This is a genomic window from Pseudomonas sp. (genome assembly GCF_035277045.1).
Classification (GTDB): domain Bacteria; phylum Pseudomonadota; class Gammaproteobacteria; order Pseudomonadales; family Pseudomonadaceae; genus Aquipseudomonas.
In genome coordinates, this window is record NZ_DATELE010000276.1 from 363,277 (window position 1) to 379,327 (window position 16,051).

Consider the following 16,051-nt stretch of genomic DNA (forward strand, 5'->3'; position numbering starts at 1 on the left):
GATGAACCGAGTGTTGTACCCGGGTACTTTCGACCCCATTACCAAAGGCCATGGCGATCTGGTCGAACGTGCCTCGCGACTGTTCGACCATGTGATCATCGCCGTGGCGGCCAGCCCCAAGAAAAACCCCTTGTTCCCCTTGGAACAGCGGGTGGCCCTGGCGCGTGAGGTCACCCAGCACCTGCCCAATGTGGAGGTCATCGGCTTCTCCAGCCTGCTGGCGCATTTCGCCAAGGAGCAAGGCGCCAACGTCCTGCTGAGGGGCCTGCGCGCGGTGTCCGACTTCGAGTACGAGTTCCAGCTGGCGAACATGAACCGCCAGCTCGCGCCCGACGTCGAGAGCCTGTTCCTCACGCCGTCAGAGCGCTATTCGTTCATTTCCTCGACCCTGGTCCGGGAAATTGCCGCGCTGGGTGGCGACATCACCAAGTTCGTCCATCCCGTGGTGGCCGACGCCCTGACCGAACGCTTCAAGAAGTAGACCGTACGCGCCAACGCGAAGCGCCCGCGTGCACTGCGGGCGCGAATGCGGCACAATTGTGGCCATTGGTATAGAAATGCCCGGGCTCCCAGCCCCGGCCGGAGTCCCCATGTCCCTGATCATCACCGACGATTGCATCAATTGCGACGTCTGCGAACCCGAGTGCCCGAACGCCGCCATTTCCCAAGGTGAAGAGATCTACGTGATCGACCCGAACCTGTGCACCCAGTGTGTCGGCCATTACGACGAGCCGCAGTGCCAGCAGGTCTGCCCTGTCGACTGCATCCCGCTCGATGAAGCCCATCCAGAGAGCGAAGAGCAGCTGATGGCCAAGTACCGGCGCATCACCGGCAAGGCCTGATCCGCGGCGCCTGCGTGGCTACCGCTGGCAGCGCGGGCAGAACACGCTGGCCCGCTGCCCCAGCTTGACGTCGCGCAGCTCGGTGCCGCACACCTTGCACGGCTGCCCGCCCCTGCCGTAGACGAACAACTCCTGCTGGAAATACCCCGGCTGGCCATCGCCGCCAAAGAAATCACGCAGCGTGGTCCCGCCGCGCTCGATGGCATGGGCCAGGATCCGCTTGATCTCGACCGCCAGCTTGAGATAGCGGGCCCGCGAGATGCCTCCCGCCGCGCGTCGTGGGTCGATGCCCGCCGCGAACAGCGCTTCGGTCGCGTAGATGTTGCCGACGCCAACCACCACCGCGTTGTCCATGATGAACGGCTTGACCGACATGGCCCGCCCACGTGACAGCTGGAACAGCCGCTCGCCATCGAACAGGTCGGTCAACGGCTCCGGCCCCAGATGCGCCAGCAGTGCGTGATTGTGCGGGTCGTGGCTCCAGAGCATGGCGCCAAAGCGCCGTGGGTCGGTGTAGCGCAGGGCCAGGCCCGATTCGAGCTCGATGTCCACATGCTCGTGCTTGGCAGGCGCCAGCCCTAGCTCGACCAGGCGCAGATTGCCCGACATGCCCAGGTGGCTGATCAGCGTGCCCGCCTCGGCATTGATCAGCAGGTACTTGGCCCGCCGCTCGACGGTCACGATGCGCTGCCCCGACAGGCGCACATCGAGATCCTCGGGGATCGGCCAGCGCAGGCGGCTGTCGCGCACGATCACGCGGTTGACACGCTGGCCCTCAAGATAAGGGGCGATGCCCCGGCGGGTGGTCTCGACTTCCGGCAACTCTGGCATATCAGTGCCCGTTCATGTCTCTAAGGGTCTGTTTGAGGCTCTCGAAGTCATATTCCGACAAGCCTATGTAGTCGAGCACACAGGAGGCCACCGCGTTCCATTCGTGATCGATGTTCTGGCTGCCCAGCACCCGGTAGGAGGCGCAGATGTGCTCGGCCATCTTCAGCACCGCCAGCAGGTTTTTCAGCTGGGTGTTGCGCGAGGAATCGTCGCGGAACACCGCCAGGGCGTTGTGATGGTTGGCGATGGCCGCCGTGATGTGCTCGGGCAGACGCCAGGACTTGGCGGTGAAATAGCCGACCACCGAATGGTTGGTGTTGAAGACCTGGTTTTCAGTATCGACCACGCGGTGGTCGGGGCCCGCGCTGGCGTAGGCGTCTTCGAGCACCCGCATGTACTCGGGGAAGCGCTTGAGCATCAGCGGCACGCCACAGTCGTGGAACAGCCCCAGGGTGTACGCCTCGTCGACCGCCTGCAGGCCGGTGCGCTTGGCCAGGGTCAGGCAGGTCTGCGCCACGTCCTGGGCGGTGTCCCAGAAGCGGTTGAGGGTGACGATGGTTTCGTCGCTCATCTCGCCCTTGATGGACTGGGCGTTGATCAGGTTGATGATCGAGCGGCTGCCCAGCAGGTTCACCGCGCGCTGGATCGAGCCGATCTTGTTGTCCAGCCCGAAGTGCGGCGAGTTCACCAGTTTGAGCAGTGCGCCGGACAGGCCCGGGTCCTGGGAGATCAGCCTGGCGATGGTTTCCAGGTCAGGATCAGGCATGTACTGCTCGAACTGCAGGTCGACCATGATCTGCGGTTGCGGTGGGATGCTGATACCTTGCAAGGCTTGCCTGATCTGTTCAGCGGTGAGTTCCTGGGACATACGTGCACGCTCGGGGATGAGCGGCGATTTTAACCCGTTCGTCCATTCGGGGACCAAGCCCGCCGGAACTTTCTTTTGTGCTTTGCGGCCTCTTTTATCAGGCCTATTCAGAAAAGGAGCACATCCCATGAGCACATCCTTGAGCGGCAAGCGCGTCGCGATCCTGGTTACCGACGGTTTCGAGCAGGCCGAACTGACCGGCCCGCGCGATGCCCTGAAGCAAAGCGGCGCGACGGTCGACATCATCAGCGAGAAGGCCGGCAAGGTGCGCGGCTGGAACCACGACAAGCCGGCTGACGAGTTCGAGGTGGACACGACCTTTGACGACGCGAGCCAGAACGTCTACGACGCCGTCGTCTTGCCAGGCGGCGTGCAGAACTCCGATACCATCCGCCTGATTCCAGGCGCCCAGCATCTGGTCAAGAGCCACGACGCGGCCGGCAAGCCGCTGGCGGTGATCTGCCATGGCGGCTGGCTGCTGGTATCCAGCGAACTGGTCAAGGGCCGTCGACTGACCAGCTACAAGACCCTCAAGGACGACCTGCGCAACGCGGGCGCCGAGTGGGTCGACGAGGAAGTGGTGGTGGACGGCAACCTGATCAGCAGTCGCCAGCCGGACGACATCCCCGCCTTCAACCAGAAGCTGATCGAGGCCCTGGCAGGCTGACCGCGCTGTTTGTCGTTGGCCGCGCCGGGCGCGCGGCCAACGCGCTATACTCCCGCTCTTTTTTCCGGAGCGACGTCATGTCCCTGCCCAGCCTTCGCCTCAAAGCCAACGCCGACCGCCGCCTGCGCGCCGGCCACCTGTGGGTCTACAGCAACGAAATCGACGTCGCCGCGACCCCGCTACAAGGCTTTCGCGCCGGTGAGCAGGCGATCCTCGAAGCCGCCAACGGCAAGCCGCTGGGCGTCGTCGCCCTGAGCCCCAACAACCTGATCTGCGCCCGCCTGCTGTCGCGCGACGCCAAGCTCGCGCTGGACAAGTCCCTGCTGGTGCACCGCCTCAACGTTGCCCTGTCGCTGCGCGAGCGCCTGTTCGACAAACCGTGCTACCGCCTGGTCTACGGTGATTCCGACCTGCTGCCGGGCCTGGTGGTCGACCGTTTCTTCGACATCCTCGTGGTGCAGCTGGCCTCGGCCACCATGGAGCAGCACAAGGACGACGTCATCGCCGCCCTGGTGCAGGTGCTCAAGCCAAGCGGCATCCTGTTCAAGAACGACTCGGCCGCCCGTGATGCCGAAGGCTTGGGCCGCTATGTGGAAACCGTCTACGGCGAAGTGCCGGACTGGGTCGCGCTGGAAGAGAACGGCGTCAAGTTCGAAGCCCCGGTACGCGAAGGCCAGAAGACCGGCTGGTTCTACGACCACCGCATGAACCGCGCGCGCCTGGCGCCGTACGTCAAAGGCAAGCGCGTGCTCGACCTGTTCAGCTACATCGGTGGCTGGGGTGTGCAGGCCGGCGCGTTCGGCGCCAGCGAAGTGTTCTGCGTTGACGGCTCGGCCTTCGCCCTTGATGGCGTCGAGCGCAACGCCGCGCTCAACGGCATCGCCGACAAGCTCACCTGCATCGAAGGCGACGTGTTCGAAGCCCTCAAGGAGCTCAAGGCCGCCGAAGAGCGCTTCGACGTCATCGTTGCCGACCCGCCCGCCTTCATCAAGCGCAAGAAAGACCTGAAGAACGGCGAAGGCGCCTACCGCCGCCTCAACGAACAGGCCATGCGCCTGCTCACCAAGGACGGCATTCTGGTCAGCGCCTCGTGCTCCATGCACCTGCCCGAGGATGACCTCAACGGCATCCTCCTCACCAGCGCCCGCCACCTGGACCGCAACCTGCAGCTGCTCGAGCGTGGCGGCCAAGGGCCGGATCATCCGGTGCACCCGGCGATTCCGGAGACGCGGTACATCAAGAGCATTACGTGCCGGTTGTTGCCCAATAGCTGATTGACCGTACCGGGCCTGCTTTGCAGGCCATCGCGGCACAAGGCCGCTCCCACAGAGTTATGTGCAGAACGGCAGATTCCACGTGCCCGCCGCTGTCCCTGTGGGAGCGGCCTTGTGCCGCGATGTCCGCAAAGCGGCTCTGAAGGCCGTTAAAAGAAGAATATTCCTACATAACAGTCAGACCGGTCCGCACCAAGTCTGTCGATGGTCAGGGCTAACGTTCGTCTTTTCCGCCATCGAAAAGAAGAACAACAATGGACCCCAGATCTGTACTCCTTCTGCTCCTCATGAGCCTGTTGGGCGTATTCCCGCTCGACGTCATCCTCCCGTCCTTTCCAGCCTTGGCTACCACCTTCAGCGTCGATATCTCGAGCATCGCGCTATCGATCAGCGGTTTCGCCCTGGGCGTCGCTCTGTCCCAATCCATCATTGGCCCGTTGTCTGATCGAATGGGACGCAAGCGTCTATTGATGGCTGGTCTGTTTATCGCCATTGCGGGCGCATTGGGCTGCCTGCTGGCGACTGACTACCCGACGTTCATCGCCAGCCGTGTGCTCCAGGCCCTGGGATGTGGATGTTTCGTCCTCGGCCAAGCACTGGTCCAGGACGTCTTCACCGGCGCGCAACGCAACCGCATGCGGATTCTTCTGACGAGTGCCAGCGGCGTGTTCATCTCGCTCTCTCCGCTGGCCGGCAGCGCACTGCAACGTGGATTCGGCTGGACCGCAAGTTTCTGGGTGTTCATCGGCCTGGCGCTGTGGGTAGCCTGGCTTGCCTGGTCCCTGCTGAAGGATGTGCCTGATCCGCCGGAAGTCGGCGGCATTCTCGAAAGCTACCGGGTGCTGCTCAACGATGGCCGATTCATGGGTTACTCGGTACTGTCGGCGATGGCGTTTGCCTGTCACTTCAGTTTTATCGTCACGTCGCCCTTGTTGCTGATGCAGACGCTCGGGCTTTCCGAGTACGCGTTTTCCCTGGTGTTCATCGGTTACGGTATTGCCTACTTCCTGGGTGGATTCATCGCCAGCGCCGTGAATGGCAAACTCACCCCACATGCACAAATCGCGTTCGGATTGGGGTTGATCGGCTTTGGAGGTCTGGTGCTCTCATGCTGGCTGATGGTTGGACGCTTGTCCGTGACATCCATCCTCCTGCCAATGGTCATTTGCACGGCCGGCACCACCATCACCCGGCCTGCGGCCACTTCCTGCGCCTTGGAGCGCCATCCATCACGTGTGGGTGCTGCGGCGGCGCTCAACAACACCATACTGTTCACGAGTGGAGGCTTGGCCAGTGGTCTGATCGCACTGGCAGACGAAAGCCTGTCCTTGCACCTGGGGCTTGGTTTCATCGGTGTGAGCTTAGCGGGAGTGTTCATGGTGAAATGGCTGTCGTCCCGGGTTCCCGCCACTATCCCCTAACCGGCTGGTCCTGCGTCCTGGCGAGGGCGGAGCCCTCGCCGGGCCACATCACTAACGCGTTGTGCGATGCCGGCAGGGGACAAAGACAGTCACTCTCATAACGCCCGATGCTGGCCGAAGGCCCGGTACGGACGACGTTGCCGTTCAACCCTGGATTAGCGCCCAAACCACCCAACCATCCACATCACCATTCCTTCACCGCGCCAGCGGTGTAGAATCGGGCTATTCATCGCCAGACATCCCCGGCGGGTTTATGAGCTCTGGCCGATCACGCGGCGATCCCGCGGTGCTTCGGCCTCATCCGTGCCAGTGGCAACCGGCCTTCGGTGCAAAGGACAAGAGAAGCTCACTCCCCTTTTTGTGACCTGATTCAGCCGCCAGGAGTGCTTCATGCCTGATTACCGTTCCAAGACCTCCACCCACGGCCGCAACATGGCCGGCGCTCGTGCCTTGTGGCGCGCCACCGGAATGAAGGACGACGATTTCAAGAAACCGATCATCGCCATCGCCAACTCGTTCACCCAGTTCGTCCCGGGGCATGTGCACCTGAAGGACCTGGGCCAGCTGGTCGCCCGCGAGATCGAACGCGCCGGTGGCGTGGCCAAGGAATTCAACACCATCGCGGTCGATGACGGCATCGCCATGGGCCACGACGGCATGCTGTATTCGTTGCCGAGCCGCGAGATCATCGCCGACTCCGTCGAGTACATGGTCAACGCCCACTGCGCCGACGCGATCGTGTGCATCTCCAACTGCGACAAGATCACTCCCGGCATGCTGATGGCCGCCCTGCGCCTGAACATCCCGGTGATCTTCGTCTCGGGCGGTCCGATGGAAGCCGGCAAGACCAAGCTGGCCAGCCATGGCCTGGACCTGGTCGATGCCATGGTCATCGCCGCCGACTCAACCGCCAGCGACGAGAAAGTCGCCGAGTACGAGCGCAGCGCCTGCCCGACCTGTGGTTCGTGCTCCGGCATGTTCACCGCCAATTCGATGAACTGCCTGACCGAGGCCCTGGGCCTGGCCCTGCCGGGCAACGGCTCGACCCTGGCCACCCACTCCGACCGCGAGCAGCTGTTCCTGCGGGCCGGGCGCACCATCGTCGAGCTGTGCAAGCGCTACTACGGCGAGAACGATGAGTCGGTGCTGCCGCGCAACATCGCCAACTTCAAGGCGTTCGAGAACGCCATGATGCTCGACATCGCCATGGGTGGCTCGACCAACACCATCCTGCACCTGCTGGCCGCCGCCCAGGAAGCGGAGATCGAGTTCGACCTGCGCGACATCGATCGCCTGTCGCGCAACGTGCCGCAGCTGTGCAAGGTGGCGCCGAACATCCAGAAGTACCACATGGAAGACGTCCACCGCGCTGGCGGCATCTTCAGCATCCTCGGCTCGCTGGCCCGCGGCGGTCTGTTGCACACCGACCTGCCGACCGTGCACAGCCGCAGCATGGAAGAAGCCATCGCCAAGTGGGACATCACCCAGACCGACGACGAAGCGGTGCACCACTTCTTCAAGGCCGGCCCGGCGGGCATTCCGACCCAGACCGCGTTCAGCCAGTCGACCCGCTGGGAAACCCTGGACGACGACCGTGAGAACGGCTGCATTCGCAGCTTCGAGCATGCCTATTCGAAAGAAGGCGGCCTGGCCGTGCTGTACGGCAACATCGCGCTGGATGGCTGCGTGGTGAAGACCGCCGGTGTCGATGAGTCGATCCACGTGTTCGAAGGCAACGCGAAGATCTTCGAGAGCCAGGACAGCGCCGTGCGCGGCATCCTCGCCGACGAAGTGCAGGCCGGCGACATCGTGATCATCCGTTACGAAGGCCCGAAAGGCGGCCCGGGCATGCAGGAAATGCTCTACCCGACGTCGTACCTGAAGTCCAAGGGCCTGGGCAAGGCCTGCGCCCTGCTGACCGATGGCCGCTTCTCGGGCGGTACCTCGGGCCTGTCGATCGGCCACGCCTCGCCTGAAGCCGCCGCGGGTGGCGCCATTGGCCTGGTGCGTGACGGTGACAAGGTGCTGATCGACATTCCTAACCGCACCATCAACCTGCTGGTGAGCGATGAAGAGCTGTCGCATCGCCGTATCGAGCAGGACAAGAAGGGCTGGAAGCCTGTTGAAGTGCGTCCGCGCAAGGTGACGACCGCGCTGAAGGCGTACGCGTTGCTGGCGACCAGTGCCGACAAGGGTGCTGTGCGGAACAAGGCGATGCTCGACGGGTTGTAAGAGCGCTTTGAGGTTGGAAAACCGGCGCCTGGAGCGCCGGTTTTTTTATGAGTCTGGAAAGTGCGCCTCATCACTTATTCCATAAAGCTATAACCAAATTCAATCTAGGTATAAATCCCTGCGTTTTCAGGCTGTTACCATTTCCGGTTCGCAATCGCCCCCAGAGGCGGTGCTCACCTTTTCTGCGTTCCCGGAGCTTCAATGACCCTGCCGTTGTTCTTCAACCTGTTCGCCTTCCTGGCCCTGTTGCTAGGCCTGGCGAAAATCCCCCGCACCGACTGGAGCCTGGCGAAGAAGGTCCTGTTGGGCCTGGCCCTGGGCGTAGTATTCGGGGCAATCCTGCATGCGATCTACGGCGCTGGTCATCCGGTGCTCAAGGCGACCATCGGCTGGCTTGACCTGGTCGGTGTCGGCTATGTGCAGCTGCTGCAGATGATCGTGATGCCGCTGATCTTCGCCTCGATCCTGAGCGCGGTCGCCCGTTTGCACAATGCCTCGTCGCTGGGACGGATCAGTGTGCTGAGCATCGGCACGCTGCTGCTGACCACCGCGATCGCCGCGCTGATCGGTATCGTGCTGACCAACCTGTTCGGCCTCAGCGCCGAGGGCCTGGTCGCCGGCACCCAGGAAATGGCGCGCATGCAGGCCATCCAGAGCGATTACGCGGGCAAGGTCGCCGACCTCAACATCCCGCAATTGCTGCTGTCGTTCCTGCCGAGCAACCCGGTGGGCGACCTGGCGCGCGCCAAACCGACCTCGATCATCAGCGTGGTGATCTTCGCGGTCTTCCTGGGCATGGCCGCGCTGCAGCTGCTCAAGGACGATGCCGAGAAGGGCAACCGCGTGCTGGCCGCCATCGACACCCTGCAAGCCTGGGTGATGCGCCTGGTGCGCCTGGTGATGAAGCTGACCCCGTACGGTGTGCTGGCGTTGATGACCAAGGTCGTGGCCAGCTCGAACCTGGACGACATCCTCAAGCTGGGCAGCTTCGTGTTGGTGTCCTACCTGGGCCTGGCGCTGATGTTCGTGGTCCATGGCGTGATCCTCGCCGCGACCGGTGTCAGCCCGCTGCGCTTCCTGCGCAAGGTCTGGCCGGTGCTGACCTTTGCCTTCACCAGCCGCTCCAGCGCCGCCAGCATCCCGCTGAACATCGAAGCACAGACCTTGCGCCTGGGCGTGCCGGCGTCGATTGCGAGCTTCTCCGCCTCCTTTGGCACAACCATCGGCCAGAACGGCTGCGCAGGGCTGTACCCGGCAATGTTGGCGGTAATGGTGGCTCCGGCCGTGGGCATCGACACGTTCGATCCGCTGTGGATCGCCACCCTCGTGGCCATCGTCACCTTGAGCTCGGCGGGTGTCGCGGGCGTGGGTGGCGGCGCGACCTTCGCCGCGCTGATCGTGCTGCCGGCCATGGGCTTGCCGGTCGAGCTGGTCGCACTGTTGATCTCGGTCGAGCCGCTGATCGACATGGGCCGTACCGCGCTGAACGTGAACGGCTCCATGACGGCGGGCGTGGTGACCAGTCAGCTGCTCAAGCAGACGGACCGTGAGGTGATGGGCTCCGAGGAGCATGCGCAGCTCAGCCGCGGTTGATCGGCTCTAGCGGGCAACACTGAATCTGTGGGAGCGCCGAACCGCGGCTCCCACGGCTACAGAGGCGACCCTAAACGATTGTCCGCTTGTCCCAGACTTCGAAATGGTAGGCAGGCCCTTGCGAAGCCTGCGCCTCGCTCGACACCAGGTGCCACGCGTTCTTGTCGAACTCGGGAAACCACGCATCCCCTTCCGGGCTCAGCTCGACGCGGGTCAGGTACATGCGGCTGACCAGCCCGCTCTCCAGCGCCTGTCCATACAGCTGCGCGCCGCCGATCAGCATCAGCTCATCGACGCCCTTCTCCTGCGCCCACTGCTCGGCGCGAACCAGCGCGCTCTCCAGCGAGTCGAACACTTCAGCGCCTTCGAGCACCAACCCCGGCTGACGGCTGACCACCAGGTTCAACCGGCCCGGCAACGGGCGGCCCAACGAGTCCCAGGTCTTGCGACCCATGATGATCGGCTTGCCCAGGGTCGTCGCTTTGAAATATTTGAAATCCCCCGGCAAATGCCAGGGCATGCTGTTGTCGATGCCGATGACGCGGTTCTCGGCGAGGGCCGCGATCAGGCTGAGGGGAAGTGATGTTTTCATGCCGCCGAGGATAGCAAAGCCCGCCCCTGGATGCCTGGGTTATGCTTTCCCCTTGAACCGCTCAACGGAAGACCCTGTGACTGGACTGACCGAACTCGACAAGCGCTGGCTCACCGAAGCGGTGCGCCTGCGTGAGGACCATGCAGGACCCTTGGAAGACCAGCAAGCCAACCGGCACGCGCGCCAGCAGGGCGGCGATCTGGCCGCGCGCATACAACACCGCGCCCTGGCGCTGGCCGAACGCGATGGCATGACCGGTGCCCTGCAACACTGGAAACAGGGCGCGCGCCTTGCCGTGCTGGCCCTGATGCTGCTCGCGCTGCTCAGTGGTGCGGGCCTGGCCTTCGCCGCGCTGGGGGATGGCCAGCGTCCCGTCAATGTCTTCTGGGCACTGGGCAGCCTGCTGGGGCTGAACCTGTCGCTGCTGCTGGGATGGGCAGTGGGTTTCTTCTTCGCGGGCGAGCACGGCAGCGGCCTGGGGAAGTTGTGGCTGTGGCTCAGCGAGCGCTTCGCCCGCGATGCCAAGGCCGTACACCTGGCCCCGGCCTTGCTGGTGCTGTTACAACGCCGTCGCCTGAACCGCTGGCTGCTCGGCCTGCTGGTGCACAGCCTGTGGGTGCTGGCCCTGGGCACGGCACTGGTGATGCTGCTGACGCTGCTCGCCACCCGGCGCTATGGCTTTGTCTGGGAAACGACCATCCTGGGCGCCGACACCTTCGTCGGCCTGACCCAGGCCCTCGGCGCCCTGCCCGCCCTGCTCGGCTTCAACGTGCCGGACGTGGCGATGATCCGCGCCAGCGGCGACAGCCTGCCCTCGCTCGACATCGCCCGCCAGGCCTGGGCCGGCTGGTTGCTGGGCGTACTGCTGGTGTACGGCATCCTGCCCCGTCTGGTCCTGGCCCTGCTGTGCCTGTGGCGCTGGCGCCGGGGCCGCGCCCGCTTGAGTCTGGACCTCGGCCTGCCCGGCTACAGCCAGCTGCGCGAAAGCCTGATGCCCAGCAGCGAACGCCTGGGCGTACAGGATGCGGCCCCCGAGACACTGCCGCACTTTCACGCCGGCCAGCATGACAACAGCAACAGCGGCGCGCTGCTGGTGGGCCTGGAACTGGACGATCAACGCCCCTGGCCGCCGGCCTTGCCAGCGTCGGTCAAGGACGCTGGCATCCTCGACAGCCGCGAGTCACGCAACCGGCTGCTGGAACAGCTCAGCCGCTTTCCTCCAGCGCGCCTGGCCATCGCCTGCGATCCTCTGCGCTCGCCCGACCGCGGTAGCCTCGCGCTGCTCGCGGAGCTGGCGCGCAATGCCGGCGCCACCCGCGTCTGGCTGTTGCAAGCGGCACCCGGCCAGGCGCTGGACCCCGCGCGCCTGGGTGACTGGCACCAGGCCCTGGAGCAACTGGGCCTTGCCCATGCCGACGTGGCTCCGCTGGGCTGGCTGGAGCATGGACATGACTGAGCCGTTGAAACTGGCCGTGGTCGGCCACACGAATGTGGGCAAGACCTCACTGCTGCGCACCCTGACCCGTGACGTCGGCTTCGGTGAGGTATCGCACCGGCCCAGCACCACCCGCCACGTCGAAGGCGCGCGGCTGTCGGTGAACGGCGAACCACTGCTGGAGCTCTACGACACGCCAGGTCTGGAGGACGCCATTGCGCTGCTCGACTACCTCGAGCGCCTGGAGCAACCCGGCGAGCGGCTCGACGGCCCCGCCCGGCTCGAGCGTTTCCTCAAGGGTAGCGAGGCGCGTCAGCGCTTCGAACAGGAAGCCAAGGTGCTACGCCAGTTGCAGGCGAGCAACGCCGGGCTGTATGTGATCGATGCGCGCGAACCGGTGCTGGCCAAGTACCGCGACGAACTTGAAGTGCTCGCCGGTTGTGGCAAGCCGCTGCTGCCGGTGCTCAATTTTGTTGCCAGCAGCCAGCACCGCGAGCCCGAATGGCGTGATGCGCTGGCGCGCCTGGGCCTGCATGCCCTGGTGCGTTTCGACAGCGTTGCCCCGCCGGAGGACGGCGAGCGACGCTTGTATGAAAGCCTGGCGCTGCTGCTGGAAAATGCCCGGCCGGCCCTGCAGCGGCTGATAGACGATCAGCAGGCCCAACGCCTGACCCGCCGCGAGGGCGGCAAGCGCCTGGTCGCCGAGCTACTGCTCGACTGCGCGGCGTGCCGCCGCAGCGTCGATACCGAATCCACAGCCGAAGCCGCCGCTGTCGAAGCCTTGCGCAGCGAAGTACGCCAGCGCGAACAGCGCTGCGTCGAAGCCTTGCTCAAGTTGCATGGTTTTCGCCGCGAAGACGCCAATGCCGGCGACCTGCCGCTGCTCGACGGCCGCTGGGGTGACGACCTGTTCAACCCGGAAACGCTAAAGCTGCTTGGCGTGCGCCTGAGCGGCGGCGTGGCGGCGGGCGCGGCGGCCGGTGCCGGGGTTGATTTGCTGGTGGGCGGGCTCACCCTCGGCGCCGCCGCGCTGGCGGGCGCGATTGCCGGTGGCGCGTTGCAGACCGCGCGCAACTACGGATCGAGATTGATGGGCAAGCTCAAGGGCCAGCGCGAGCTGACCGTGGATGATGCCGTGCTGCGCCTGCTCGCCCTGCGTCAGCAACAACTGATGCACGCCCTCGACAGCCGGGGCCATGCCGCCCAGGACAGCATCCACCTCGATGCCACGCAAGAACAGGCCTGGCGCAAGGGCAAGCTTCCCGAAGCACTGGCCAAGGCCCGCGCGCATCCACAGTGGTCCTCGCTCAACAGTGGCGCGCGGGTGAACCAGGCGCAACGGCAGGAGCAGATCGAGGCGTTGGTGGACGAGCTCTGACGCCTTTGTGGAAGATTTGCTGTGCAGTTCAGGGGACCTACTTGCGCAGCAGGCGCAGGCCGTTGAACACCACCAGCAGGCTCACGCCCATGTCGGCAAACACCGCCATCCACATGGTCGCGAGGCCCGCAAAGGTTATCCCCAGGAAAACCGCCTTTATCACCAACGCCAGAACGATGTTCTGGGTAAGGATCGACGCAGTCTGGCGCGACAACCTGACAAAAGCCGGGATCTTGCGCAGGTCGTCATCCATCAATGCCACGTCGGCGGTTTCGATGGCCGTGTCGGTGCCGGCGGCCGCCATGGCGAAGCCGATTTCGGCACGTGCCAAGGCCGGGGCATCGTTGATGCCATCACCCACCATGCCGACCCGATGCCCTTGGGCGTACAGCGCCTCGATCGCCTCCAGTTTCTCTCCCGGCAACAGGTCGCCACGCGCCTGATCGATGCCGACCTGGGCCGCGATGGCGTCGGCGGTGTGGGCGTTGTCGCCAGTGAGCATCACCGTCTTGATGCCCAAGGCGTGCAGTTCGGCGACGGCCTGGCGGCTGCTGTCCTTTACGGTGTCGGCCACGGCGAACACGGCCAGGGGACCGGAGCGGTCGAGCAGCAGTACCACGGTCTTGCCTTGGCGCTCGAGTTGATCGAGCTCGGCTTCAAGCGCGGGTGAACACAGGCCCAGCTCTTCGACCAGCCGGTGGTTGCCCAGGTGATAGTCATGGCCGGCGATCACCCCGCGCACCCCGCGACCGCCCAACGCAGCGAACTCGCTGACCTCGCTGAGGGCCACCTGCTGTTCGGCCGCAGCCACCGCGATTGCGTGCGATACCGGGTGATCTGAACGTGTGGCCAGGCTGGCCGCCAAAGCCTGCGCACGGCCTTCGAAGGCCGGGTCCAGGAGCTTGAAGTCGGTCTGCACGGGCTTGCCGTGGGTGAGCGTGCCAGTCTTGTCCAGGGCCAGGAAGTCCAGCTTGCGCCCGCCTTCCAGATACACCCCGCCCTTGATCAGGATCCCCTTGCGCGCGGCCGCGGCCAGCCCGCTGACGATGGTCACGGGTGTCGAGATCACCAGCGCGCACGGGCAGGCCACCACCAGCAGCACCAAGGCGCGGTAGATCCAGTCGAACCACGCGCCCGCCGTGAACAGCGGCGGCAGGACCGCCACCGCCAAGGCCACGGCGAACACCGCCGGGGTATAGATGCGCGAGAAGCGATCGACGAAGCGCTGGGTCGGCGCCCTCGCGCCCTGGGCCTCTTCGACCGCCTTGATGATGCGTGCCAGGGTGGAATGACCGGCCGCGGCGGTCACGCGATATTCCAGGGCACCCGCCTGGTTGATGGTACCGGCGAACAGCTTGTCGCCAATGGCTTTTTCCACGGGCAGGCTTTCACCGGTAATCGGCGCCTGATCGACACTGGATTGTCCGCTGACCACCTCTCCGTCGAGGCCGATACGTTCACCTGGACGTGCCCGCACCAGCGCGCCGAGCGCCACGTCACGCACGTCGACTTCGCGCCACTGGCCATCGCCCTGCCGCACCGTGGCCCTGTCCGGCGTCAGCTGCATCAGGCCGCCGATGGCGTTACGCGCCCGATCCAGCGAACGGGCCTCGATCAACTCGGCGACGGTAAACAGCACCATGACCATCGCCGCCTCGGGCCACTGGCCAATCAGCACGGCGCCGGTCACGGCGATGCTCATCAACGCGTTGATGTTGAGGTTGCGGTTCTTCAGGGCGATCCAGCCCTTCTTGTAGGTACCCAGGCCGCAGCCCAGGATCGCCGCCAGGGCAAGCAGCGCCACCAGCCATTCGGGCACAAGGGCGGTGAAGTGCGCCACCTCCGCGGCCACCGCCGCCACGCCCGACAGTGCCAGCGGCAACCAGCGTGCCTGGGGCGCGGGGGCCAGCGGACTGACATCGTTGTCGGCCAGCGGATCGGCCTGCATGCCCAGGTCGCCGATCGCCTGTTCGATGGCCACGGTATCGGCCAGCGTATGGCGCACGCCCAGCACGCGATTGATCAGGTTGAACTCGAGCTGCTCGATACCCGCCATCTTGCCCAGTCTGTCCTGGATAAGGGTCTGCTCGGTTGGGCAGTCCATGGCCTGGATACGGAACCGGCTCAGCCGCGCGTCGCCACTGGCGGACTCGGTCAGTTGCACCAGGGCCGGTGCGGTGTGGCTGGAACAGCAGGCATGGGCTTGATGATGCGCGTGGTCATGATCATGATCATGGGAATGCGGATCGGGGCTGACAGGCTGGTTCATGGGTTCGTCCTTAAGAGTGCCTGTTGCCAAGTGAACACCCTGTAGCCACTATAGGGTCAAGGTTCTTGATGGAGTTTCGGCATGAAGATTGGAGAACTGGCCAAGGCCACCGACTGCGCGGTCGAGACCATCCGCTACTACGAGCGTGAACAGTTGCTGCCGGAACCGGCGCGCAGCGAGGGTAACTACCGGCTGTACACCCAGACCCACGTGGAACGGCTGACGTTCATCCGCAACTGCCGGACGCTGGACATGACGCTGGACGAGATTCGCAGCCTGCTGAGGCTGCGCGACAGCCCCGACGACCAGTGCGAGAGCGTCAACGCACTGATCGACGAGCACATCGAGCATGTGCAGGCGCGGATTGATGGCTTGCTCGCGTTGCAGGCGCAGCTGGTGGAGCTACGCCAGCACTGTCACCCCAAGGAGGCGCAGTGCTCGATCCTGCAGCACCTGGAAGTCAACGGCGCCGTGACCGCGCCGGAGGCGGAGCATTCGCATGTAGGAAGAAGCCACGGGCATTGAAGGCCGCTGGCCTCTTCGCTGGCAAGCCAGCTCCCACAGGTACGGCGCCACCTCTGGATACGACCCTGTGCCTGTGGGAGCTGGCTTGCCAGCGAAGAGCCCAGCGCTGGATTCAGCGATGTTC

14 protein-coding genes are annotated in these 16,051 nt (G+C 64.7%); 10 read left to right on the forward strand and 4 right to left on the reverse strand.

Translation table 11 applies throughout. The annotated features are described in order from the left end of the window. Position 1 precedes the first annotated feature (1 nt). A complete protein-coding gene (gene coaD, locus VJS90_RS17660; protein WP_324122933.1) occupies positions 2 to 481 on the forward strand; it encodes a pantetheine-phosphate adenylyltransferase in 480 nt (159 codons plus the stop codon). A 109-nt stretch (positions 482 to 590) separates the two neighbouring features. Continuing rightward, positions 591 to 842, forward strand: coding sequence for a YfhL family 4Fe-4S dicluster ferredoxin (locus tag VJS90_RS17665; protein WP_028693370.1), 252 nt, complete (start codon positions 591 to 593; stop codon positions 840 to 842). 18 nt (positions 843 to 860) lie between these two features. On the opposite strand, the gene mutM is transcribed toward VJS90_RS17665, so the two are convergent. Beyond that, positions 861 to 1,673, reverse strand: coding sequence for a bifunctional DNA-formamidopyrimidine glycosylase/DNA-(apurinic or apyrimidinic site) lyase (mutM, locus tag VJS90_RS17670; protein WP_324122934.1), 813 nt, complete (start codon positions 1,671 to 1,673; stop codon positions 861 to 863). Position 1,674: 1 nt separating this feature from the next. Next, the gene (locus tag VJS90_RS17675) at positions 1,675 to 2,487 is read right to left on the reverse strand and encodes an HDOD domain-containing protein (RefSeq protein ID WP_324123245.1); all 813 of its coding nucleotides are present in this window, start codon (positions 2,485 to 2,487) and stop codon (positions 1,675 to 1,677) included. Between the two features lie 181 nt (positions 2,488 to 2,668). Between VJS90_RS17675 and VJS90_RS17680 the strand changes: the two genes are divergently transcribed. The 5 genes from VJS90_RS17680 (at position 2,669) to VJS90_RS17700 (ending at position 9,728) form a co-directional block, all read left to right on the forward strand. Then, entirely contained in the window at positions 2,669 to 3,208 is a 540-nt protein-coding gene (locus VJS90_RS17680) for a type 1 glutamine amidotransferase domain-containing protein (protein WP_324122935.1), read from the forward strand. 77 nt (positions 3,209 to 3,285) lie between these two features. Beyond that, a complete protein-coding gene (locus VJS90_RS17685) occupies positions 3,286 to 4,482 on the forward strand; it encodes a class I SAM-dependent rRNA methyltransferase (RefSeq protein WP_324122936.1) in 1,197 nt (398 codons plus the stop codon). Between the two features lie 254 nt (positions 4,483 to 4,736). Then, a complete protein-coding gene (locus VJS90_RS17690) occupies positions 4,737 to 5,903 on the forward strand; it encodes an MFS transporter (RefSeq protein ID WP_324122937.1) in 1,167 nt (388 codons plus the stop codon). A 390-nt stretch (positions 5,904 to 6,293) separates the two neighbouring features. Beyond that, positions 6,294 to 8,135: a dihydroxy-acid dehydratase gene (gene ilvD / locus VJS90_RS17695; RefSeq protein WP_158458731.1), complete on the forward strand. Its 1,842-nt coding sequence runs from the start codon at positions 6,294 to 6,296 to the stop codon at positions 8,133 to 8,135. 201 nt (positions 8,136 to 8,336) lie between these two features. Further along, the gene (locus VJS90_RS17700) at positions 8,337 to 9,728 is read left to right on the forward strand and encodes an L-cystine transporter (RefSeq protein WP_324122938.1); all 1,392 of its coding nucleotides are present in this window, start codon (positions 8,337 to 8,339) and stop codon (positions 9,726 to 9,728) included. A 70-nt stretch (positions 9,729 to 9,798) separates the two neighbouring features. Here the strand turns inward: VJS90_RS17700 and VJS90_RS17705 are convergent, their stop codons facing one another. Then, positions 9,799 to 10,320, reverse strand: a complete 522-nt coding sequence (locus VJS90_RS17705; RefSeq protein WP_324122939.1) for a dihydrofolate reductase — start codon at positions 10,318 to 10,320, stop codon at positions 9,799 to 9,801. Between the two features lie 76 nt (positions 10,321 to 10,396). On the opposite strand from VJS90_RS17705, the gene VJS90_RS17710 reads away from it, so the two are divergent. After that, entirely contained in the window at positions 10,397 to 11,776 is a 1,380-nt protein-coding gene (locus VJS90_RS17710) for a DUF2868 domain-containing protein (protein WP_324122940.1), read from the forward strand. Then, the gene (locus VJS90_RS17715) at positions 11,769 to 13,133 is read left to right on the forward strand and encodes a GTPase/DUF3482 domain-containing protein (protein WP_324122941.1); all 1,365 of its coding nucleotides are present in this window, start codon (positions 11,769 to 11,771) and stop codon (positions 13,131 to 13,133) included. The genes VJS90_RS17710 and VJS90_RS17715 overlap by 8 nt, the downstream gene beginning before the upstream one ends. Positions 13,134 to 13,170: 37 nt before the next feature. Here VJS90_RS17715 and VJS90_RS17720 read toward each other — a convergent pair whose 3' ends face one another. Further along, positions 13,171 to 15,402 carry a heavy metal translocating P-type ATPase gene (locus tag VJS90_RS17720; protein WP_324122942.1) on the reverse strand — a complete coding sequence of 744 codons (2,232 nt, stop codon included), beginning with the start codon at positions 15,400 to 15,402 and terminating at the stop codon, positions 13,171 to 13,173. A gap of 81 nt (positions 15,403 to 15,483) precedes the next feature. On the opposite strand from VJS90_RS17720, the gene cadR reads away from it, so the two are divergent. Then, positions 15,484 to 15,927 (forward strand): Cd(II)/Pb(II)-responsive transcriptional regulator, encoded by a 444-nt coding sequence (gene cadR, locus VJS90_RS17725; RefSeq protein WP_324122943.1) that lies wholly within the window; start codon positions 15,484 to 15,486, stop codon positions 15,925 to 15,927. The last annotated feature ends 124 nt before the right edge of the window (positions 15,928 to 16,051 follow it).